The 22,537-nt window shown below is 65.5% G+C and carries 18 protein-coding genes; 5 read left to right on the plus strand and 13 right to left on the minus strand.

Annotation, left to right across the window (positions count from 1 at the left end):
* Positions 1-40 precede the first annotated feature (40 nt).
* Positions 41-694, minus strand: coding sequence for a hypothetical protein (locus GO986_RS18380; protein WP_232337887.1), 654 nt, complete (start codon positions 692-694; stop codon positions 41-43).
* Between the two features lie 30 nt (positions 695-724).
* On the opposite strand from GO986_RS18380, the gene GO986_RS18385 reads away from it, so the two are divergent.
* Positions 725-1,843: an alpha/beta hydrolase family protein gene (locus GO986_RS18385; protein ID WP_157460766.1), complete on the plus strand. Its 1,119-nt coding sequence runs from the start codon at positions 725-727 to the stop codon at positions 1,841-1,843.
* 560 nt (positions 1,844-2,403) lie between these two features.
* On the opposite strand, the gene GO986_RS23095 is transcribed toward GO986_RS18385, so the two are convergent.
* Entirely contained in the window at positions 2,404-3,558 is a 1,155-nt protein-coding gene (locus tag GO986_RS23095) for a S1 family serine peptidase (RefSeq protein WP_157460767.1), read from the minus strand.
* Positions 3,559-4,291: 733 nt separating this feature from the next.
* Between GO986_RS23095 and GO986_RS18395 the strand changes: the two genes are divergently transcribed.
* Positions 4,292-5,665: an MATE family efflux transporter gene (locus tag GO986_RS18395; protein ID WP_369409462.1), complete on the plus strand. Its 1,374-nt coding sequence runs from the start codon at positions 4,292-4,294 to the stop codon at positions 5,663-5,665.
* Between the two features lie 201 nt (positions 5,666-5,866).
* On the opposite strand, the gene GO986_RS18400 is transcribed toward GO986_RS18395, so the two are convergent.
* From GO986_RS18400 to GO986_RS18435, 8 genes are all read right to left on the minus strand, one after another.
* Entirely contained in the window at positions 5,867-7,378 is a 1,512-nt protein-coding gene (locus GO986_RS18400) for an FGGY-family carbohydrate kinase (protein WP_157460769.1), read from the minus strand.
* On the minus strand, positions 7,365-8,450 hold the full coding sequence (locus GO986_RS18405; protein WP_157460772.1) for an NAD(P)-dependent alcohol dehydrogenase: 1,086 nt from the start codon (positions 8,448-8,450) through the stop codon (positions 7,365-7,367). Before GO986_RS18405 ends, GO986_RS18400 begins: the two co-directional genes overlap by 14 nt.
* A complete protein-coding gene (locus GO986_RS18410) occupies positions 8,437-9,201 on the minus strand; it encodes a glucose 1-dehydrogenase (protein WP_157460774.1) in 765 nt (254 codons plus the stop codon). The genes GO986_RS18405 and GO986_RS18410 overlap by 14 nt, the downstream gene beginning before the upstream one ends.
* Entirely contained in the window at positions 9,198-10,700 is a 1,503-nt protein-coding gene (locus GO986_RS18415) for a mannitol dehydrogenase family protein (protein ID WP_157460775.1), read from the minus strand. Before GO986_RS18415 ends, GO986_RS18410 begins: the two co-directional genes overlap by 4 nt.
* Before the next feature lie 131 nt (positions 10,701-10,831).
* Positions 10,832-11,476 carry a nucleoside/nucleotide kinase family protein gene (locus tag GO986_RS18420; RefSeq protein ID WP_157460777.1) on the minus strand — a complete coding sequence of 215 codons (645 nt, stop codon included), beginning with the start codon at positions 11,474-11,476 and terminating at the stop codon, positions 10,832-10,834.
* A gap of 12 nt (positions 11,477-11,488) precedes the next feature.
* On the minus strand, positions 11,489-12,340 hold the full coding sequence (locus tag GO986_RS18425) for a carbohydrate ABC transporter permease (protein WP_157460778.1): 852 nt from the start codon (positions 12,338-12,340) through the stop codon (positions 11,489-11,491).
* Position 12,341: 1 nt separating this feature from the next.
* Positions 12,342-13,268, minus strand: a complete 927-nt coding sequence (locus tag GO986_RS18430) for a carbohydrate ABC transporter permease (RefSeq protein WP_157460780.1) — start codon at positions 13,266-13,268, stop codon at positions 12,342-12,344.
* 146 nt (positions 13,269-13,414) lie between these two features.
* A complete protein-coding gene (locus GO986_RS18435) occupies positions 13,415-14,749 on the minus strand; it encodes an ABC transporter substrate-binding protein (protein ID WP_157460782.1) in 1,335 nt (444 codons plus the stop codon).
* Between the two features lie 260 nt (positions 14,750-15,009).
* Between GO986_RS18435 and GO986_RS18440 the strand changes: the two genes are divergently transcribed.
* Positions 15,010-16,029, plus strand: coding sequence for a LacI family DNA-binding transcriptional regulator (locus GO986_RS18440; protein WP_369409463.1), 1,020 nt, complete (start codon positions 15,010-15,012; stop codon positions 16,027-16,029).
* A gap of 209 nt (positions 16,030-16,238) precedes the next feature.
* Here the strand turns inward: GO986_RS18440 and GO986_RS18445 are convergent, their stop codons facing one another.
* Positions 16,239-18,398: a heavy metal translocating P-type ATPase gene (locus GO986_RS18445; RefSeq protein WP_232337888.1), complete on the minus strand. Its 2,160-nt coding sequence runs from the start codon at positions 18,396-18,398 to the stop codon at positions 16,239-16,241.
* A gap of 75 nt (positions 18,399-18,473) precedes the next feature.
* Between GO986_RS18445 and GO986_RS18450 the strand changes: the two genes are divergently transcribed.
* Positions 18,474-18,848 carry an ArsR/SmtB family transcription factor gene (locus GO986_RS18450; RefSeq protein ID WP_157460786.1) on the plus strand — a complete coding sequence of 125 codons (375 nt, stop codon included), beginning with the start codon at positions 18,474-18,476 and terminating at the stop codon, positions 18,846-18,848.
* Between the two features lie 732 nt (positions 18,849-19,580).
* Here GO986_RS18450 and GO986_RS18455 read toward each other — a convergent pair.
* The gene (locus GO986_RS18455; protein WP_157460788.1) at positions 19,581-20,336 is read right to left on the minus strand and encodes an SDR family oxidoreductase; all 756 of its coding nucleotides are present in this window, start codon (positions 20,334-20,336) and stop codon (positions 19,581-19,583) included.
* A 417-nt stretch (positions 20,337-20,753) separates the two neighbouring features.
* On the opposite strand from GO986_RS18455, the gene GO986_RS18460 reads away from it, so the two are divergent.
* The gene (locus GO986_RS18460) at positions 20,754-21,293 is read left to right on the plus strand and encodes a hypothetical protein (RefSeq protein ID WP_157460790.1); all 540 of its coding nucleotides are present in this window, start codon (positions 20,754-20,756) and stop codon (positions 21,291-21,293) included.
* A 114-nt stretch (positions 21,294-21,407) separates the two neighbouring features.
* Here GO986_RS18460 and GO986_RS18465 read toward each other — a convergent pair whose 3' ends face one another.
* Positions 21,408-22,373, minus strand: coding sequence for an alpha/beta hydrolase family protein (locus GO986_RS18465; protein ID WP_157460792.1), 966 nt, complete (start codon positions 22,371-22,373; stop codon positions 21,408-21,410).
* Positions 22,374-22,537 lie beyond the last annotated feature (164 nt).

Raw genomic sequence — 22,537 nt, forward strand, 5'->3', positions numbered from 1 at the left:
TTGGCCTGCAAAGCGGGGATGGCGTTTTGACCAGGGGGAATCATTGCACCCGCTCTGGTGACAGAAACACCCCTAACTGATAGGTCTCCCCTTGTTCTGGCCGGTTGAAGTAGGGGCGAACCAGGGCTAACAGTTGCTGCTGAAGCGTCTGGGCCTCCGCCGATGTCAGCGACACCCGGTTCCAGCCCGCCAGGATGCGGGGCGAGTCATCAGCCTGTGGCTGAAAGATCCTGCCGTCCTGGGAAACAAACTCGTAATACCAGTCGCCCGCAGGCGTGGCGCAGGTCAGGGTGCCCCACTGCGTCCAGGCGCGCGTATTCATGGCCCGCTGCAAATTCTGTTCAAACTCGTGCAACTGAGCGGCGCGGTTGAGCCGTCCCATCTCCTCAAAAGGCCGCACGCTGAACGGCACGTAGAAAGCCGGGGGCGCCTGGTAGAACCGCAGGGCTCGTCCCGCCCGCTCCTCACAGTGACTTTCCCACACCAGGCCCAGACGGACGTACCGCTGAACCAGTTTGTAGGTGGCCGTCACGCCCAGCCCCAGCGCGGTGGCCGCCTGCGTCACGGTGCAGGCACGCCCCATAAAGGGGCCCAGGCGGCGCAGCTCTGCCCGGGTGGTGATCACAGCCGCCTGCGCCTCGTCCCACACAGTGACCGTACCTTCCGGCAAGCTACTTCCCTGCAGGGCTGTCATGGCAAGTAGCCTACGGCCTAGCGTAGAGGCATGAAGCCCACCCTGGCCTTGACCCTGGCACTCGCTCTCTGCACGGCGTGGGCAGAGGCTTCAGGCGCTGTCCGTTCGCAACCCCTCACACTCAATTTCGGGGGGACGCTCAGCGGCGCCGAACTGCTCCATCCTGATGACGGCAAGGCCGCGCCTCTGGTCCTGCTGATTCAAGGCACAGGCCCTGAAGACCGCAACGGGAGTTTTCTGACGCCGGGCGGAATGGTGCAGGGGTCAATGGGCGACCTGGCGCAGGCCCTGGCACGTCAGGGGTTTGCGGTCATGCGCTACGACAAGCGTCACGCCGCGCAGGCCCTTAACCCGGCCACCTTTCAGGCTGCCCAGGAGGCCTACGCCAGCCTCCGAATGACCGATCTCCTGGCCGACGCCCGAACAGCCTTGCAAGTGGCCCTGAAGCAGCCGGGGATTAACGGGCGGCAGGTGTTCGTGTACGGCTGGAGCGAAGGCAGCGTGGTGGCGGCTGCCCTCGCCCAGGAAATTGGCGCCCAGGGCCTGATTGTTCAGGGCCCAGTGGTTGACAGCTTTGCGGCCACGTTTGCCAACCAGTTCAGCACGGTCGGTCTGGCGTACCTCACCCCCTATGCGACACAGGGCCTCATTGATCTGGGTGGGGTACTGAAGGCCCTGATGGGACCTGGCAGCGCCCTGGCCAGGACACAGGCCGCCCTCCTGCTGGACCGGACAAGCACCCCGGCGCAGCCCAAGCTGGCGACTCTGCTGGACTCGAATCAAGATGGCCAGTTGGACCTGAAGCGGGAGGTCGAACCGCAACTTCTGGGCTTCTATGAGGCTTTTATGGCAGCGTTTCCGATGTATGCCCCTGAGACGACCTTGCCGACCTTGGGCACTTTGGCCCCCAAACTCCGGATGCCTTTTCTGATTGTGCAAGGTGAACACGACGGCAATGTGAGTGCCCACTTTGCACGGCAGCTGAACGAGGCCCTTCGGGCAGCCCAGGGTCAGCCGACGCTCAAACTGTACCCAGGCCTGGGCCACAGTCTGGGCCCAGCCTCCGGAATCACCCAGGACAATTTTGCTCCGATGGCCCTGGAAGCCATGAACGACATCGCCACCTGGCTCAAAGCGCAGCTGCGCTAAGCACTCATGGGGGAGAGGGGGGCGAGTTTGGTTCGCGCGTGTCAAGTTTGGAGAGCCAGTTCAGCACCTGCATGTTTGAGGTTCGCGTCCATATTTCGCGCTATGCAAACGAACAGGACAGATGCACAAAGCTAGAGACTGTTGAGCGCAGAGAGGGGCAGAACCTCTGTTGGCCTGTAACAAGGGCTGACGGAAGCATCGGAGACGCGCTGGAGGCAACTCATGACAACGGTGCGTCGCGTCAATGTGAGCTAGCGGCCCAGCCTGTTGATCTGACCAGCTCCAGGCCTGGACGTGATACGCACACGCCTACGCGCTTCTCCCGCTGTCAAAGACCTCTAAAACGGGAGAGGGTGCAAAGTCACGTCCTGCGGACAGGCCCAAGAGGAGGCAAGGCGCCACACCTGAAGATGGGTGCAGCGCCTCGTCTGATTTGGTTCAGGCCTGAGTGGCTGGTCAGGCCAGCTGAACCTGAGCAGGTGGCGTGCGCTTCAGCGCGGCAAGGTCTAAGTGAGACAAGCCCAGGCGCACAGAAACGCAGAAGCGTCAGCGAGCGAAGATTACTTGGTTTCCGTGAGGGTGTAGCTGCCAGAGCCGCTGTAGCCGTACACCTGCCAGCGGTACGTGCCACTGGCCGCCGTGTAGTTCAGGTTCTCTGTGCTGGTGCTGCCTTCACTGGCCGCCACATCTGTCCAGCTGCTGCCCGACAGCTTTTGCAGGTACAGGTCGAAATCCGTTCCCGAGGGACCCGTCAGCGCCCCTGTGATCGCCCCGCCGCCAAAGGTGAAGCCAGCGGTGCCTGGCTGGTAACTGGATGCGCCCTGGCCCACGCTGCCGGTGTAGGTCTTGCTGTTTGGCGGCGGCGTGGTGCTGTCGCCCTGAGGCTGCACGCCGGTATTGGTCGTAATCCAGGGCTGATACTCGCTTACGCGCGCAAACGCTGTGGCCTTGTTGCAGACACTGGGCGTGCCCCAGCTCACGACGCCAAAGACGAAGTACTTCCCGTTCCGGACGCTGGCGAAGGGGCCACCGCTGTCTCCGTGGCAGCCGGTTTGACCCTGCGAGTTTTTGTCGCCACAAATCATGCCGTTCGGAATCGTCTGCCCCAGCTGACTGCCGCAGCTGCCATTGCTGATAACTGGCAGGTTGGCTTCGCGCAGGACTGTCGAGGCGCTGCCTGAGTTGCCACCCACAGTCATGCCCCAGCCGCTGATCGTCTGAATCGTGCCCACTGCAGCGGCGGACGCCGCAAAGGCCGGGGTTGGAAGGGCCGCAGGACTGACTGTGCTGCCGAGGGTAAAGGGCGAGGCGACGCGCAGGACCGCCACGTCATAGCCACGGGTCACGTCCGTATAGCTGGGGTGCACGCGGCCACTGGCAACAGTCTTCAGTTGTCCACCCGAGGTCGCTGAAAGGCTGCCGGCCCGCACACTGATGCTGGTTACAGAGGTTCCAGACACGCAGTGCGCAGCGGTCAGGACCCATTGGTCGCTGATGAGCGTGCCGCCACAGAATTGCCGGCCACCGGATAGAAGCGCCACTTGATAGGGCCGGGCGCCCGTGGCACTCGGCGTTCCACCGATGACTTGCGGTGTGAGCGCAGCGGTTTTCTGACCGCGAACAGGCTCATCAGTCACGGCAACTGGTGTGACCTGATTACAGGCACCGAGCAGCAAAACAGCGGACAAAGCACCAAAAGCAAAACGTAGACGCATCCCAGACCCCCTTGAGGTGGACGAAAAAAACAGAATTGTGTGAGTCGTGACCGATTGAACACGATTCGGTGAGGCGTTGATAGCCCGTTGAATAATTTCGTCCTTGAATAGGGGACACTGGCACTTGCCACCACGCTAATGCCTGCCGCTTTAGAGAAGGCAAAAGATTGTGCCAGAAGTATAATTTCAACGATTCACAGGGAGAAAATTTACATAGCTTAGGTATTCGCCGACGCGTTTTCTGTTGGTTGTTGGCCATGTGCTCAGCTAGACCGGCATTCCCCACGTTTTCTTAGGCAGGAGAGCTCAGGGAGCCTGGCTCAAGCACGGCTCAAAGCAGCTCACCCCTGCATGGGTGGACTGGACCAAGTGCAGGTGGGCTCTGGGTTGTAGAGCGTTTTTCCTTCTGATTCCGAGACGATGCGGGCCGACTTGAGACCACTGAGGAGAAAGTTTTTCCTCGCCAGCATCCGCTTCATGTGTCGTCGCTTTGAACCCACTTGAGCTTGCCACCTATGCTCTTAGGGGAAAGCGGTGGCACAGCCGCATGGCGTACCCGTTGATGCTCATCAGGAAACAGTGACGATAGGGCCTGGCCACGTTCAAGGATGGTCAGACTTCAAGGCAATTTCCTCTGTGTGCTGCAAGTGCTATCGCTCTAGAGCGACTTGCTTGGAGCTGCTCCCGGAGAAGTCCTGGATGCTCTGCTGAGGGCGCCCGCTACACTGGCGCGGTGCTGACTCCTCCGCTGCCCCAAGCCGCCCTGTCATGGCGGGCCGAAACCGCCACGCTGCTGCGGCTGGCAGCGCCGGTGATCGTCTCGCAGTTCAGCGTGAATGCCCTGGGCCTGATTGGCACAGCGGTGATTGGCCGGCTGGGGGCTAGAGAACTCGCGGCAGCGGCCTACGGAAACGCCGCGTATTACCTTGGGTTCATTGTGCTGCTGGGCGTCATGCTGTCGGTGGCGCCGCGTGTGGCGGCGGCGCACGGCGCAGGTGACCCGGCCGGCGTGGCACGTGCGGCCCGGGCAGGGTTGTGGCTGGCCGGGGGGCTGGCCGCAGCCTTTGTGCCGATGGCCCTTCTGGCGGCAGAACTGCTGGTCCGCACGGCGCCAGCTGGGCTGGACAGCTCGCTGGCCGCCACTTACCTGCGCCTGTACGCGCTGGGCATGCCCGCCACTCTGGCGTTTGCCGCGCTGCGTGGCGCTCTGGAAGGCACCGGCCAGCCACGGCCTGTGACCGCCGTGGCCCTGGTCAGCGTGGCGCTGGCGGCGGTGCTGGGCCCAGCCCTGGCGTTTGGCTGGGGGCCGCTGCCTGCGCTGGGCGTGCCAGGCGCTGCTCTGGGGACAGTGGCGGCCCACTGGCTCAATGCGGCAGGCCTGGTCTGGGTGGCCCGGCGCCGCTTGCCCCAGCTGCCGGTGCCGCCCCAGGAGGTCCGCGCCGAACTGGGCCGCCTGGCCCGGCTGGGCTGGCCGATTGGCCTGACCCTGGGGGCCGAGGGTGCGCTGTTTACCATCTCCTCGCTGCTCATGGCACGGTTTGGGCCGCAGGTGCTGGCGGCGCACAACGTTGCTTTGCAGGTCATTACCGCCGTCTTCATGGTACCGCTGGGGCTGGCCACCGCCGCCAGCATTCGCGTGGGCCACCACTTTGGGGCCGGGCATCCCCAGGCCGCGCGGCGGGCCGGGCTGTTGGGCGCCGGCCTGGCCGTGACGGTCATGCTGGTTGTCAGTGCGCTGTATATCCTGACGCCAGGGGTCGTCATTGGTGTGTTTATCAATGTGGCTGACCCCAACAACGCCGGTCTGGTCGCCACCGCCGCCAGCTTTCTGCTGATCGCCGCTCTGTTTCAGGCGTTCGATGGCCTGCAAGTCACGGCGAACGCGGCGCTGCGCGGGCTACAAGACACTCGCTGGCCGCTGCTGATCTCGCTGTTGGCGTACTGGCCGGTGGGCCTGGGCGGCGGGTCGCTGTTGGCGTTTGGCCTTGGGCTGGGCCCGCGCGGCCTGTGGTTTGGCCTGACAGCGGGGCTGTTCCTAGCCGGTGGGCTGCTGCTGTGGCGTTTCCTGCGGCGCACGGGACCAGGGCGGGCAAAGGCGCCTGTTTAAGGGCGTGCAGAGGCTGTTTTGTCCCCCTGCGCCCATTCACCAAGCTGAAGTGCCTCATCCAGACTCCGGGTCAATCGTCTTTGTCGATGATTGCATCCGAGCGGACTTAAAAAGTTGCGCCACAGGGCGAAGTGGAGCAAGACGGGTTTCGAGTGTGGCGGGCTTTCTCCCAGTTTGTGAGTGAAACAGCTGGGAGCCGGATCAGCCTTTCTGCCCCAGCCCGTGCACCACGCTTTTGGTCTGCGTGTACAGCTCGCGGTAAAGGGCGTACAGGCGGTCGTATTCAGGCTTCACCGCCGGATTGGGCACCACCGGGTCGCCAGGTTTCACCCAGCGGTCAAGGTCATCTCGCGTCAACACCCCCGCAGCCAGGCCCGCCAGGAAGGCGTCGCCGTAGCTGGCGCCCACCGTGACCTGCGGCACCTCCTGCGGTTGACCCGTAATGTCGGAGACGAGTTGCAGCCAGGTCCGGCCCCTGGTGCCTCCACCCACCGCCACCAGGCGGCGTACATCGGCGCCCAGGTCGCGTAGGGCTTCCAGATTGTGCCGGATGCCGTAGCCCACGCCCTCCAGCGCCGCGCGGAACAGGTGGGCGCGGGTGTGCGAGAGGGTGAGGCCCGCCAGGACGCCGCGCGCCTGCGGGTCGTTGATCGGCGTGCGCTCGCCACTGAAATACGGCAGCAGCAGCAGGCCGTCGGCGCCCGGCGGCAGAGCCGCGGCCTGGGCAAACAGCTCGGCGTAGGCCTCGTCTATGGGCAGTTCGCGGGCTGTTTCGTCGGCCAGCCAGCGGGTGAGGCTCCCGGTGGTGCTCATGCCCGCCGCCAGATTGACCTGCCCCGCAAAGGCGCCGCCCACCGACCACACGCGCGGGTCGGGGGTGGGAGCTGTCTGGGTCAGAATAAAAAAGGTACTCGACCCGTACATAACCATCAGGTCACCGGGCTGAACCGCGCCCACGCTCAGGCCCTCGGCCAGCGCGTCCACCGTGCCCACAGCGACCGGGGTGCTAGGGCGCAGGCCCGTTTCGGCAGCGGCCTCGGCGGTGACGTGTCCGGCCCGTTCGTCACTCCAGGCGAGGCGCGGCAGTCGGTCCAGATTCCGGTCGCCCAGCACGGCTTCCGCGTAGGTGTCTGTCCAGGCCTGCGTGCGCGGGTCGTACAGCGGCATGGCGTGGGCGCCCGTGTGATGGTCCAGCACGTGCTGCCCAGTCAGGCGGTACACCAGATACGCACTGGCGGTCGTCAGCGTGCGCGTCTGGGCCCAGACCTCCGGCTCCTGCTCGCGCAGCCAGCGAATCTTGGGCCCGGTGGCCTGACTGGTCAGGGCCATGTGGCTGTGGGCCAGGATAGCGTCCGGTCCCAGTTCGGCGTTCAGGGCGTCAATTTGCGCCTGGGCACGGGTGTCTACGCCGTACAGGATGCCGGGCCGCAGAGGCCGCCCCGCCACGTCCAGCGGCAGCACCGTCGGGCCAATAGCGCTGCAGGCCACGCCAGCGACCCGTTCCGTGACGCCCACCGTCAACTCGCGCAGAATGCTGGCCGTATCGGCCCACCACACCCCGTCGGCGTCCTGTTCGACGTGGCCGTGCTGCGGCACTTGGATGCCGTGGGGCCGCGTGGCCTGGCGCAGGACCTCGCCCTCCAGCGTCACCAAGACGCCCTTACTGGAATAGGTGCCGACATCCACCCCGATCAGGAGGTCAGGCGACGACATCAATCATCACTTTCATGCTGGCGCGCTTCTCCTGATCGGCAAACGCGAAAGCTTCGGGGGTCTGCTTAAAGGCGTAGCGGTGGGTGACCAGCGCGTCCAGCTGGACGGCGCCGCTGGCGGCCAGCGCCACGGCTGCCGGGTAGCAGCCGGCGTAGCGGAAGACACCGCGCAGCGTCACCTCGCGGCTGGCGGCCGACACGATATCCAGGCTCACCTCCGGGTCAGGGGGCAGGCCCACCAGCACGGCCACGCCGCCCGGTTTGGGGGCCGCCAGGGTGAGGCGGGTGGTGGGCAGGCTCCCAGCGGTCTCGAACGCGGCGTCCACCCCACCGTGCGACAGGGGCAGGTGGTCGCGCGCTGCGCCCAGCTCACGGATAAGGGTCAGGGCGTCCTCGCGCCGCGCATTGACGGTGTGGGTGGCTCCCACCTGCCGGGCCAGGTCCAGCCGAAAGTCTTCCAGGTCTACCGCGATGATGGTCGTCGCGCCGGCCGCCCTGGCCGCCATGACGGTTGTGCAGCCGATGGGCCCGGCACCCAGCACCGCCACCGAGGAACCAGGCCGGACCTCGCCCTTGCGCGCCGCCCACAGGCCCACGGCCAGGGGTTCCAGCAGCGCGGCGGCGTCCAGCGACACTGTCTCTGGCACGGGATACACGTAGTCGTCGGGCCACACGACGTATTCGCTGAGTGCCCCGTCCACCGGGGGGGTCGCCATAAAGGTCATCTCGGGGCAGAGATTGTAGGCGCCGCTCTGACAGTAGGTGCAGCGGCGGCAGGGCACGCCGGGTTCCAGCGCCACGCGGTCGCCGGGGCGGACGCGGGTAACGCCTGCGCCCACAGCCTCCACCACCCCGCTGACCTCGTGGCCCAGGACCAGCGGGCCGTCCACCACGAACGGCCCGATGCGCCCATGCGCGTAATAGTGCACGTCGCTGCCGCACACCCCAATGCGGCGGACCCGCACCCGCACCTCACGCGGACCGGGAGCCGGCACCGAGCGGGTGGTCCAGCCCAGCGTGCGGGGACCGCTTAGGACTGCTGTGCGCGAGGCAAGAACCTCACCAGCAGACATAGCCGCCGTCCACCACCAGTGTGTGCCCCGTGACAAAACTGGCTGCGTCCGAGGCCAGGTACAGGGCCGCCGGGGCAATCTCGTGGGGCTCGGCCAGGCGGCCCATCGGGGTTTCTTTCAGCCAGGTCTCGCGCCACTCAGGCGTGTCCAGGCCGCGTTTGGTCAGGGGCGTGGCGGTGTACCCCGGCGCAATGGCATTGACGCGCACGCCGCGCCCCGCCCACTCGCCGGCCAGCGAGCGGGTGAGGTGAATGACCCCCGCCTTGCTGGCGTTGTAGGCCGCCTGCGGCTGGGGGTGGTTGCTGATGAGGCCCGACATGCTGGCTGTCGAAACAATGCTGCCCCGGCCGCGCGCCAGCATCCCCTGCCCAAAGGCCCGGCAGCACCAGAACACGCCGTCCAGATTGACGCGCATCACGGCCAACCAGTCCTCATCTGGGGTGGCCTCGGCGGGCGTGTTGCGCACGATGCCGGCGTTGTTGACCAGAATCTCTGTCTCGGGCAGCCCAGCGGCCAGCGCAGTGACGGCGGTGGGGTCGCTGACATCCAACTTCTCAAAGGTGCCGCCCAGTTGCCGGGCGGCGTCCAAGCCAGTGTCTGGATTCAGGTCGGCCAGAGTGACCAGCGCGCCCGCTTCTGCTAGGGCCCGCGCGATTTCAAAGCCGATGCCCTGGGCACCGCCGGTGACGACGGCGCGGCGGCCGTCCAGCTTAAACAGGTCGAGAAAAGAAGAAGGGGGAGGCAGGGTCATAGCGGTCCTTGAGCGAGTGAGAGAGGCTTCATGGCGTCGTTGACGGCCTGCGCGGCCCCCTGGGGACCAAGGCGCCGCAGGCTGGCCTGGGCCGAGAGGTATTCGGTGCGCAGGCGCCTGTGCTGGCCCAGATCGCCAAACACGGCGGGCACGTCCAGGAAGGCAGCAGGCGTGTGGTCTTCGCGCTGCGCGGCGGTCAGCAGCAGTGGGGCGTGGACGTCGGTGATGGCCTGGTCTTGGGCCTCGGCGTCCCGCAGGTAGGCGCTCCAGGCCGCCAGCACCAGCGCCGCATGCCGAATCTCGCCGCCGCGTGACAGCTGCTCGCGCACCACCGGCAGCAGAAACTTAGGAATCCGCTCGGAGGCGTCCACCACCAGCCGCGCTAGCGTGTCCTGAATGGCGCGGCTGCCAAAACGGGCCATGAGCTCCTGACGGTAGGCCCCCAGGTCAATGCCCGGCACCGGGCGCAGGGTGGGCGTGGCCTCGGCGGTCATGTAGCCCAGCACAAAGGTGCCCAGAGCCGGGTCCTCGCAAACCTCGTGAACATAGCGCCAGCCCGCTAGGAGTCCCAGACAGCCCATCGCCTGGTGCGAGGCGTTCAGGAGGCGCAGTTTCATCAGCTCGTAGGGTTCGACATCGGTCACCAGCTGCACGCCCACCTGCTCCAGCGCAGGGCGGCCCAGCGTGAAGTGGTCTTCCAGCACCCACTGGGTAAAACTCTCGGCCAGGACCGGCCACGCATCGTCCAGGCCTGTGGCGGCCGTGACGTCCTGCTGGTTCTGGTCGGTGGTCACCGGCGTAATCCGGTCCACCATCGAATTGGGAAAGGCCACGTGGGTCGCCAGCCACTCGCCCAGCTCAGGGTCTTTCAGGCGGGCGAACGAGGTTAGGGCCAGGCGGGTCACGTCGCCGTTGCCCTGCATGTTGTCGCACGACACGACCGTGAAAGGCGCCAGGCCGCGTGCTCGCCGCCGCCGCAGCCCTTCGGTGATGAAGCCGAACACGGTTCTGGGCACGGCACCAGGGGTCAGGTCGTGCTGAAGGTCCGGGCCAGACGGGTCAAACCGGCCAGTTCCGTTGTCAATGGCGTAGCCGCCCTCGGTCACGGTCAGGGACACGATGCGGGTGGCGGGGTCCGCCAGTTGCTCTAGCACCGCTTCGGGGTCGTCGGGGGCGAACAGAAACTTGCAGATGGCGCCGATGACGCGCGCCTCGGTGTGGCCGTCCGGTGAGGTCGTCAGTAGGGTATAGAGGTGGTCCTGGGCGGTCAGCACGTCGCGCATCCGGGCGTCGGAGGGCAGCACGCCGACCCCGCAAATCCCCCAGTCGTGGTGTTCCCCCAGGTTCAGCAGCCGGTCCAGATACATGGCCTCGTGCGAGCGGTGAAAGCCGCCGACACCGAAATGCACGATGCCGCAGGTCAGGCTGAGGGGGTCGTAGGTTGGTGTCTGGACAGAGGGTGCGGCAGCGGCAAGTGCGGCGAGATTGAGCTTGACCATAGAGAACTCCGGACAGGGCGGTCCTGGGTGGGGAGGGAAAGCGTGAGCAGATGGGTCGAAAAGGGTGCAAGAAGACAGCCTGAGCCGCTGGGCCAGCCAGCTCAGCCCGGCAGAGAACGGGTGTGAAACGCTCAGGCCTGCCAGGTCACGACCAGGTCGGCGTGGGGCCGGGTGGCAGCAATCAAGGCGGCGTTGGGGCCGTCCACCTCGGCGGCCCACTGGCGGGCCTGGGCCGGCGTCTTGCCGTGGGCTTCATGGCGGGCCACCAGGCGGTCCAGGCGCACCGCTTCGGGCACCTCGACAAACCAGGCGGCGTCCAGCAGCGCCCGCACCTCGGACCAGCGCCCGGCCTCCAGCAGCAGATAATTGCCCTCGGTCAGCAGGAGTGGGGTACCAGCAGCAATAGGGACGGCGCTGCCCAGAGATTCCTCCAGCTCACGGCTGAAGACCGGGGCGTAGATCGTCTGCTGCGGCTCGGTGCGCAGGCGGCGCAGCAGGGCCAGGTAACCGTCTGTATCGAAGGTGTCGGGCGCGCCTTTGCGGTGACGGCGGCCCAGCCGCTCTAGCTCGGCGTTCGCCAGGTGAAAGCCGTCCATGCCCACCAGGGCGGCGTCCTCGCCCAGGGCCCCGGCCAGCGCCGTGCAGAAGGTCGACTTACCCGCGCCGGGCGCCCCGGTGATGCCCAGCACCCGCCGCTCGCCGGGCACGATCAGGCGGCGGGCCAGGGCCACGAGGTCGGCCAGAGAAGCCGTGAGAGCAACGGGGGACAGGGTCATAGGCCACGCTCTTTACTTCACGGCCCCGAAGCTCAGGCCGCGTACCAGCTGGCGCTGGGCAATCCAGCCGAAAATCAGCACCGGCAGCACGGTCAGGGTGGCGGCGGCGCTCAGCTGCGCCCAGAACAGGCCCTGGCTGGTCTTAAATTCCCCGATAAAGACGCTCAGCGGCGCCGCCTGAGAACTCGTCAGGTTCAGGGCAAAAAAGACCTCGTTCCAGGCGAAGATCAGGCACAGCAGCGCCGTGGCGAAGATGCCGGGCATAGACAGCGGCAGGGCGATGGTAAAGAACTCGTGGACAACAGAGGCCCCGTCCACCTTGGCCGCCTCGTAGATGGCCGCCGGAATCTCGGTCATGTAGCTGTGCATCATCCACACCACCAGCGGCAGGTTCATGGTCGTGTACATCAGAATCAGGCCCGGCAGTGTGTCCAGCAGGTGCAGGTTGCGGTAGATCAGAAACAGCGGCACAATCACGCCCACAGCGGGCATGAACTTGGTGCTCAGCATCCACGTCAGCACACCCTGAGCGCGCCGGGTGGGGTAGACCGCCAGAGCAAAGGCCGCCGGCAGACCCAGCACGAAGGCCAGCAGCGTGGACCCCAGGGCGGCGGCCAGGCTGTTTCTCAGGGCCGGAAAGTAGCCGCCCAGCGCCCGCTCAAAGTTTTCCAGGGTTGGCGTAAAGAAAAAGATGGGGGGCGTGGCAAACGCCTGCGCCTCGGTCTTGAACGCCGCCAGCACCATCCAGACCAGCGGAAACAGAAACGCCAGCGCAATCAGGTAGGTCAGCAGGGTCAGCAGGGCGCCCCGGATGCGGTGCCGATTGGCAGGTCTGGGGGCCGAAACAGGAGTGAGGGTGGTCATGTCAGCCTCCCAGACTGGACTTGCTGCGGCTCATGAAGCGCAGCAGATAGATGGCCAGGATGTTGGTCAGCACGACCGTCAGCACCCCGGCGGCGCTGGCCAGGCCGATGTTGTACTCGGCAAAGGCCTTCTGGTAAATGAAGTACGGCAGGTTGGTGGTGGCCAGGCCCGGCCCGCCCGAAGTGGAGCCGTAGATCTCGCCGTAGACCTGTAGCAGCGCAATGGTTTCCATCAGCACCACCACCTGTATGGCCTGCGACCAGTGCGGCAACACGATGTGCTGAAACTCCTGCCAGGGCGTGGCGCCGTCCAGCTTGGCGGCTTCCAGCTGGTCGTCGGGCAGGCTTTGCAGGCCGGTCAGCAGAATCAGCATGGCAAAGGGCATCCACTCCCAGGTGATCATGGCCATCACGCTGGCCATCGGGTGCTGCGCCAGAAAATCAATGGGTTGCAGGCCCAGTTGCAGCAGCGCCCACGAGAAAAAGCCCGACACCGGGTTAAGCAGCATGTTCTTCCAGATGACGGCCGTAACAATCGGCATCACCAGAAACGAACTGATCATGACGGTGCGCAGGAAGGCCCGGCCCGGAAAGGCGCGGTTGAGCAGCAGGGCCATCCCGCCGCCAATCAGCAGGGTCAGCAGCAGGGTGCCCAGCGCCAGCACTAGGGTATTCAGGACGATGCGGAAGTTTTCCGGGTTGGTCAGCAGGTTGACGTAGTTGCCCACGCCGATAAAGGGGCGGTTGCCGGGGTCCACGAGGTTGTACCGGAAAAAGCTGTAATACACCGTCATGAAAAACGGCACCTGCGTGGTCAGGATCAGGTACAGCAGGGCCGGCCACATCAGGGCGGCCGGGGTCAGGCGCAGGCCGCGCCGGGGCGCCGGGTGCGCGGTGCTGACGGTGGTGAGCGGAGCGGCGGTGGTCATGGGCGTCACCTCCAAGTGGGACAAAAAGAGGAGTAGGGGGCGGCGCGGCAGGGCAGCGCGGCTGGGGGAAGGCGAAGAAGGCGCGGCGGGTGTGGGGGCGCCGGGCCTTCTTCATGGGGCGTGCTACTCGGGGGCCGCTGGCGCCGTTACTTCTGGTAGCCGCCCTCGCGCGCCGTTTTCTGCGCGGCGTCCTGCGCCAGTTTCAGGGCCTGGTCAATGGTGTACTGACCGCTCAGGGCGCCGGCCAGGTACTGTCCGACCTGGGTGCCCAGCGCCTGGAACTCGGGAATGGCGACGTACTGCACGCCGGTGTAGGGCACCGGGTCTTTGGTGGCGCGGTTCACGTCCGCGCTGTTGATGCTGCTCAGCACCAGGCTGCTGAAAGCGCCGGCCGCCTTCTTGTAGTTGGCGTTGCTGTAGGTACTGGTGCGGGTACCGGGGGGCACGCTGGCCCAGGTGCCCTTGGTCTTGGCCACGAGGGCGATGTACTCGGGGCTGGTGGCCCAGGTCAGGAATTTGAAGGCGGCGTCTTCCTGCTTGGTGCTCTTGGGAATCGCCAGGTTCCAGCTCCAGTACCAGTTATTCCCGCGTGCGGTGGTGCCCACCGGCGCTGAGGCAAAGCCCACCGACTTGGTGATTTTGCTGCTGGTGGGGTCGCTCAGGAAGCCGGCGGCCACGGTGGCGTCCACCCACATACCGCACTTGCCCTGGCTCATCAGGGTCAGGTTTTCGGTAAAGCCGTTGCTGGTGGCGCCGGGGGGGCCGTAACGCTTGACCAGGTTGACATAGAACGTCATGGCGTTTTTCCAGGCGGGGCTGTTGACCTGGGCCTGCCAGTTGGGGTCGTACCAGCGGCCGCCAAACGTGTTGACCATCGTGGTGAACAGCGCCATGTTCTCGCCCCAGCCCGGCAGCCCACGCAGGCAGATGCCGTACACGCCCTTGGCAGGGTTATGAATCTTGCTGGCGAAGGTCTGCATCTGCGTCCAGGTGGGCTTGGTGGGCATGGTCAGCCCGGCCGCCTTGAACAGGTCCTTGTTGTAGAACGTCATGCTGGACTCGGCGTAAAACGGCACCGCATACAGGTTGCCGCCCACCGTCAAGGCGCTGCGCACCCCAGGCAAAATGTCATTCAGCTTGTAGGCGCTGGCAATCGTGGGGTTCTTGGTAAACAGCGGGGTCAGGGGTTCCAGCCAGCCGTTTTTCGCCCAGATGGGCACTTCGTAGGCGCCGACGGTCGCCAGGTCAAATGAACCGGCGCCGCTGGCCACGTCCAGCGTGATTTTCTGGCGCAGTTCGTTTTCGGGCAGGACCACCCAGCGCACCGTGATGTCCGGGTATTTCTTGTTGAACTCGGGTGTCAGCTTCTGCATGGTCACCATGTCAGGGTTGTTCACCGTGGCAATGGTGATGGTGGACGCCGCCTGGGCGGTGGAGAGCAGCGCGGCGGTCAGGGCCAGAAGGGGCAGCACTCGGGTCATGGAGCCTCCGGGGTGGGGGGCGGGCCGCGTACAGGACGCAGGCCAGCAAGAGGGGACGGGGCGGCGCGGGCGCCCACAGCACACGGGCGTGCCAGGGCAGTTCAGGTGGCCGCTCCACCTGAGCTTGAGTTGAATGGTCTCGTGGCCATTAGTGAAACATACTTTGATGCGCTTGTCTATAGCCGCCGTGTAGGCCGGAGTTTGTGAAAATGGACACGAGACCATTTGGGTTGTGCTGCCCCCTGGCCTACACTGGTGGCGTGTCCACCATTCAGGACGTCGCGCGGCTGGCCGGCGTTTCTCCCACCACCGCCAAACGCGCCCTTAAAGAGCCGGACAAACTGACCCCCGACACGCTCGCGCGGGTGCAGCGGGCTATTGAGCAGCTGCACTACGAACCTGACCAGCGGGCCGGCGCCCTGCGCGGCGGTCAGAGCCGCACCGTGGGCCTGATCGTGGCGTCTATCCTGGAGCCGTTTTTCGGACAGTTTGCCCGCACCGCCGGGCATGTGCTGGGCGAGGCGGGTTACAGCCTTATTATCAGCGAGAACGAGTACAGCGCGGCCCGCGAACTGACCGAGTTGCGCCGCCTGTACGGGCAGCGGGTCGCCGGCATTTTGCTGCGCCCTGGCTACGGCAGCGGCAGCCATGAGTACCTGGGGCGCCTGCGTTCGCGGGGCGTCGCCATTACCCAGTACGACTACCGCCCGCCCCACCACGACGCCCCCAGCGTCATGCTGGACAATGTGGGCGCTATGCGCCTGGCCGTGGACCACCTGCACGCGCTGGGCCACCGCCGCATTGCTGCGCTGGGCACCTACCATCCCGCCACCCACCCGGAAGAACGCAGCCGGGCCTTTCCCGAAATCATGAACGCCCTGGGGTTGGCCGTGCCGCCCGAATATCAGCGCGTTACCCTGCTGACCGAAGACAGCGCTTACGCCCTGACCCACGATCTGCTGGCCCTGCCCCAGCCGCCGACGGCCCTGATTGCCCTGACCGGCACCCAGGCGTCCGGGGCCTTCCGGGCGATCAAGGAACGGGGGTTGCGCTTGCCGCACGATCTCAGCCTGCTGACCTTCGACAATTACCCCTGGACCGCGCTGGTGGACCCGCCGATCACAGTGCTGGAGCAGCCGGTAGAGGCGATGGCTGAACACGCGGCCCGCCTGATGACCGCGCAACTGCTGGGCCAGCCGCTGACCACACCGCATGTGGTGTTGCCTGCCCGGTTGATTGAGCGCAGCAGTACCGGCCCGCCGAGGGAGGAGTCAAGATAGGCCGTATCATAAGGATTCCAGTTGAATCGTTTGCAAAAACGATGAAATCCGAGCAGAGCGAGAGGGAGAAAAACGGCTTCCGGACATGGAGTTGGCAAACCGGCATCTTCTCGATTTGTCAACGAAACAAACGGAATCCGTATCAGCTATAGCAACTGGCTCGCTGCCATTGCGCTGCCATTGCGCTGCCATTGCGCTGCCTTGCCGACTTACTGAGAAGCCTTGCGTGGGGCCCACCGCAGCAGCCGCAGGGCATTCGCCGTCACCAGCGCCGTGGCTCCGGTATCAGCCAGCACCGCCATCCATAGATTGGTGATGCCCAGCAGCGTCGTGACCAGAAAGGCCGCCTTCAGGCCCAGGGCAATCGCCACATTGACGCGGATATTGCCCAGTACGGCGCGCGACAGCTCGATCAGGTCGGCCGCGCCCGACACGCGCCCGCGCAGCAGCGCCGCGTCGGCAGTGTCGAGCGCGACGTCGGTGCCACCGCCCATCGCCACGCCTACGTCGGCCTGGGCCAGCGCGGGAGCGTCGTTAATGCCGTCACCCACGAAGGCCACGCCGCCCTGCTCGCGCAGCGTCTGCACCGCCCGCAGTTTGTCCTCGGGCAGCAGCCCCGCTTGCACCGCCAGCCCCAGCCCAAAGGCGATGGCCTGCCCGGTGCGGGCGTTGTCGCCCGTCAGCATCAGGGGCTGCACCCCCAGCGCCCGCAGCCGCGAGACCGCCGCCTGGGCATCTGGGCGAGGCTCGTCGCGCAGCGCGAGCAGGGCCAGGGGTGCCGTCCCGTCGAGCAGCAGCACCACGGTTTGCCCCTGGCCCTCCAGCGCTTCAATTTCGCGGGTAAGGTCGGCCGCCAGTGGAGCCAGTTCAGCGGCGTGGCGCGGCGACGCCACACTCAGGGTTCGGCCCTCCACGACAGCGCCCACCGCCCGGCCCGGCAGAGCACGGGCGTCCTGCGCCGCTGGCACCTGCAGCCCACGCCGCGCCGCTTCGGCCACGATGGCCCGGCCCAGCGGGTGGGCACTGCCGGCCTCGACGGCGGCGGCCAGGCGCAGGGTCTCGTCGTCCGTGCCGGTCAAGGTGCGCAGACCTGTCACCTGAGGAGTGCCCACCGTCAGGGTTCCCGTTTTGTCGAAGGCTACCGTCTTCACGGTGCCTAGCTTTTCCAGCGCGGCGCCGCCCTTAACCAGCAGGCCCCGGCGCGCGCCGGCACTCAGACCGCTGGTAATCGCCGCTGGGACGCTCAGGACCAGCGCGCAGGGACAGCCGATCAGCAGCAGGCTCAGGCCCCGGTACAGCCACTCGGACCAGGCCGCGCCCAGCAGGGGCGGCACCACCGCTACCAGTGCCGAAACCAGCACCACGCCCGGTGTGTAGACCCGGCTGAACCGCTCGATCAGGCGGGCGGTGGGCGCGCGGCTGGCCTCGGCTTCTTCCACCAGATGCAGGATGCGGGCCAGCGTGTTGTCGTGGGCCTCGCGCTCGGCGCGGACGGTCAGGACCCCGTCGCCGTTGATGCTGCCTGCGTACACGGCGGCGCCGGCTTCCTTGAGCACAGGGATGCTCTCACCAGTCACCTGGCTTTCATCGGCGCTGCTGAGGCCGCTGACCACCGTGCCGTCCACTGGCATGCGGGCGCCCGGCACCACCTGTACGGTCTGGCTGACGCGCACCGTTTCGGCGGGCACCTCCCGCACCCCCTCCGAAGTCACCAGTTGAGCGGTACGGGGCGTCAGGGCTGTCAGAGCGCGGATGCCTTCGCGCGCCCGGCCCGCCGCCACGCCCTCCAGCAACTCACCGATGGCAAAAAAGAACACGACCACGGCGCCCTCGGCCGCCTCGCCAATCGCCACGGCGCCCAGAGCCGCCAGGGTCACCAGCAAATTAATGCTGAAGAGGTCGCCCAGGCGCGCACTGGCCCATGCCGCGCGCGCCAGCGGCCAGGTGCCCAGCAGCGTGGCGGCGATGAACCCGGCTGTCCCCCAGGCGGGCGCCGCAAAGCTCAGCGCCCAGGCGGCGGTCAGCAGCGCGCCGCTGGCCAGCACCAGCCGGCCCTGCGCGGTGGCGAACCAGGGCCGGGGCACAGGCGCTGGGGAACGTGGGGCTGCCTGCTCAGGTCCCGCGCTGTGCAGCAGCGTCGGCTGATAGCCCAGTGAGCGCAGGTGACCCTCTAGTGCTGCGCGGCTGGTCTGCGTCTCGTTCAGGTGCAGGTCCAACGTCTGCCGCGCAAAGCTGGTTCTGACCTCGGCGGCACCGGGCAGGGTGGCCATCAGCCGCTCTACCTTTTGCACACAGTTGGCGCAGTCCATGCCCTCGACCATGTAGGACAGAGAGGTATCGGCAGCGGGCACTGAGGGCAAAGGGGCCATAGGATCAGCATACTCCAAAAGCTGAGCACCTGCTCAGATGTTCATTTGAATGTGGGATCAGGGTACACTCTTGGGATGACATCTGCACCGCCTGCCGAGGATCGCTGCGAGGTGAGCTGCATCCATCCCGAAGCGGTGGCGCAGGCGCGCGCCAGCCTGCCCGACGAGGGCTGTGTGGAAGGGGCGAGCGCCTTCCTGAAGCTGATGGCCGACCCCACCCGCCTGAAAATCCTGAGCGCCCTGCACGCTGCCGAACTGTGCGTGTGCGACCTGGCCGCCGTGGTGGGACTCAGCGAGAGTGCCGTCAGCCACCAGCTGCGGCTGCTGCGTGCTGGGCGGGTCGTGGCCTCGCGCCGGGCGGGCCGGGTGGTGTATTACCGCTTGCTAGACAGCCACGTCACCACTACCATTGCCAACGCCCTGGACCACGCCCGCGAAGACCGGGACTGAGGCGTGGGTTGTGGCAGGTGGTTGGCGTAGGGGTCACGGTGCTCAGTGGTGAGGAGCATTGAATGTGACCATCAGCTCTGCTATGTGGCTGCGTCACCGCTTTCCCCTGGGTCTATGGGGTGTTAAAGAACGGCTGCTGGAGTGCCGGGTCTGCGTGATTCACAAATTTATCCACACCTAGTGAATCACCTTGAATGACCAGTTAGCCCAGGGCTTCCGTCGTCGGGAACCCCGGTGGCGTCTAACGTGCCCAGATGCTGGCAGGCAGGACCAGACGCTGGCTCTGGCGGGCCGTCGACGAACACAGCGCCATGTTGGATGTGTTTCACAGGAACACCGAGAAACCGGGTCTGCCCAGTTGTTCTTCCACTGACTACTGGGCGAACATGCCATGCCGGAGGCTATCCATACCTACCAGCCGTGGAGCGATGGTGCAGCGAAACGAGAAGGCCCCTTACTGCGCCTTGAGGAGCACTTTCCGATGGTCTCTACTGCTCGTTACAACAATTTGGTCAAGCAGTCCCACGGAACGCCGTCAGATCGGTTCAAATGGCCATACCGAGCACAGACATTCTTCGCGCAGCCAAAACCTTACCACCACGTCCGAACGACCATCCCCGCTCCTCTTAGACGAAGCAACCACACGGCCGCACTGCTCCTTTGGTCCTGCCCAAGCTGAGTTGCCAGAACGTATTCAAGACCGGCGAGATGCACTACTCCATCAACCGCAACTCAGCGTCCACCTGCGACATCAAGGCAGAGCCCTGTCACGTAGGAAGAGGTGCCTGACAGTAGCCACAAGATCGCCTGTGCGATCTCCTCCGCCGTGCCTGCTCGCCCCAGCGGCACACCAGGACCGAGGCGGGACGCGCGTTCTGGGTCGCCCCCCGACGCATGGATCTCGGTCTCAATAATGCCGGGCCGCACGGCATTTACGCGAATCCCTTCAGCTGCTACCTCCTTTGCAAGTCCGACGGTCAGGGTGTCGATTGCCCCCTTGCTCATGGCGTAATCCACATATTCACCCGGCGAACCCAGTACGGCTGCACGGCTGGAGACGTTGACGATTGAGCCGCCCAACCCGCCGTGCCGGGTTGACATGCGCTGAATGGCTTCACGGGCACAGAGGAAAGAGCCCATGACGTTGGTCTCGAATACACGCCGCACCCGCTCCATGTCCATCTCCTCAACGCGAGCCTGCCTTTCCAGAATGCCTGCATTATTGACGAGCGCAGTCAGTGGACCGAAAGCTGCCTGCAGGGTGCCGAACATCTGCTGGACTTCCAACTCGACGCGGACATCACCTTGAAGCGCGATGGCCTGCCCGCCCCGTGCTGTAATTCGAGATACAACAGCTACCGCCGCTGAGCTGTCGCGCTGGTAATTCACCCCTACGGCGTAGCCTCCCTGCGCCGCCAACAGACAGGTCGCTGCCCCAATCCCTCGGCTGCCACCTGTCACCATGATCACGCCACCTGTTTGGTCCATAGGGAGAGCTTGGCTTATCGAAAAACCAAAAAGCGACCCCTATGTCGTGAAATCAGTCGGTCGTGTAGTCAATTGTGTCCGTTGCGGCACAGCTGATCAGGCCCAGCGCACCTCTTCCCCACAGCTTGCTCTGTGAAATGCTGTCACAGGCCAAGGCATGTCCATGGAAACAGGGGAGAGCGGGGCCTCAAGACAGTATCCGAAAGGGTGTCATTCTGCGCTCAGGAGAAAAACTAACCTCAGGCCCTGTTCAGAGGTCTACTGGGACTTGGGCAGAAGCGCAGCCCTGAGGAAGGCGAGCGTTAACAGTTTTTTCTCTGTCACGGTGGGAATACGACGCGCTAGAGGTTATTCACACTGCCAAACTTTGGGATGTCTGGAAGCCAATAACTTGCCAGAGCCCCGCTACACTGGGTCATGCTGCCCCTGGTGCTCGCCCTGCTCCTCGCAAATCCAGTGCTGGTCAGCCGCACGCCCACTTTGCTGGACGGCCTCAAGGTCATCTCGGTGAGCATAGACGAAGAGAACCAGGAAGCGAGGCTGGCTCTAGAAGACGACTGGACGCTGGTGCTGGGGGGACCAGACGGTCAGGTGACTTCGGCCTCTATGTATTACGGTACCCGTTCGGAGGGGTATCAAGGCGAGTTACCAGCTCTGGGCAGTCAGCTGGGCCGCGTGGCCCGCAGCTTGGGCAGCGGCTGCTTTGGCCTGCCAGCGGCCCAGCGTCAGGTGGCGGGCGCGCGGGTCTGGGAAACAGTGCGGAAAGCTGGGCAAGGTGCCGACGAGTGGTGGGCTTACGGTGACCTGCGCGTGCAGGCACACGTCATTGCCGAACCTGGCTACTCCCGCACCCTGGGCGATTCTGGGGTGGTGGAGGTGCCGCCAGAGGTCAGCGTGAGCGTGAATCTGTCTCGCGAGCCGTCGGCTACTTGGACACCTAACTGTCGCTGGCGCTGAGGGTGAATGCAGATGCTGTCCAGCAGTGGAAATCTGGAGGGTTGAGGATATGGCTTAGCCCCTCTGGAGCGAACGAATTAGGTGACTGCAAGGGGCAGAGGCGCCTGGACGTCCTTACCCTCTTGGGTGGCCAGGCGGCTTGCTCTCGATGCGGCCCAGGCCGTCGGGGGTGGCGTTCAGGGCGGCCCGCGCCTGGGCCCAGCTGGAGTCGGCGGGGTCCAGAGCGCTGCGCAGATAAGCCCAGGTCAAGCGCTGAAGCAGGGCCACCCGCTCGGGGTGCTCGTCGGTGGTTTCGGTGACGCCATACCCGGAAATGCCGCCCAGAGAATGCTCGGCGCCAAACAGGGTAAGCAGGTCGGTGCTGCCGGGGCTCAGGAAGTAGGGTTCGGCAAACCAGTCCGGGCCGCGGGTACTGAGCAGCGACTGGTCGCGGTCGCCGGCCACCACCAGGTTGGGCACGGTCAGCTGGACAAAGTCGGGATTCATGAAGGGAAAGTGCTGGGCGGCAAATGGGGTCAGACTGGCGCCGCCCTCGCCGGGTGTGGCCAGTAGAATGCCCGCCTGAACGCGCGGATCGGCCAGGCTCTCGCCCGGCTGGCCGTCCGGTCCACGCACCCGCGCGCCCAGCAGCAGGCTGACCGATTGGCCGCCCCAGGAATGCCCCACGGCCACTGTGCGGCTCTGGTTCAGTCGTCCCCGCAGGCCCGGCACAGCGGCTTCAACTCGGCTCAACTGGTCGAGCACCACGCGTAAATCATGTGCCCGGATGCACCAGATCTCCGGGGAACGGGGGTCATCCGGCGTGACATTCAGAGTTCGGGAATCCAGAAAGGTCGGCTGAATGACCACAAAGCCGTGGGCCGCCCAGAACTCGGTCAGCGGCGCGTAGGCGTCCATGGATTTGCCGAAGCCGTGAGCGAAGAGCAGGACGGGGAGGTCGTCACCCGTGGTCGGCGCGGTGACCCGTACCTGAAGGGCGTCGCCGCGACCTGGGGCGTCCAAGATAAGAGGGCGGACCGAGACGACCGGCGCAGGCGAGCCCAGCAGCGATTCGGGAAAGGGGAGGGGACTTGGTGACATAAGACAGCTCCTTGGAGACAGAAGGCGGGGAACGGCCAGAGACGACTGCCTCTGACCAGCAAATGGGAGCGAATCGAAGAATCGGAACGCCGTTCCGGAAAGATATGGAACAATGTTCCGTATGTCAACAGAGTGGAGCCGAGGACTGATCAGGCCAGAGCAGG

Origin of the sequence: Deinococcus arboris, from assembly GCF_009755355.1 — a bacterium.
In the GTDB taxonomy this organism is placed as follows: domain Bacteria; phylum Deinococcota; class Deinococci; order Deinococcales; family Deinococcaceae; genus Deinococcus; species Deinococcus betulae.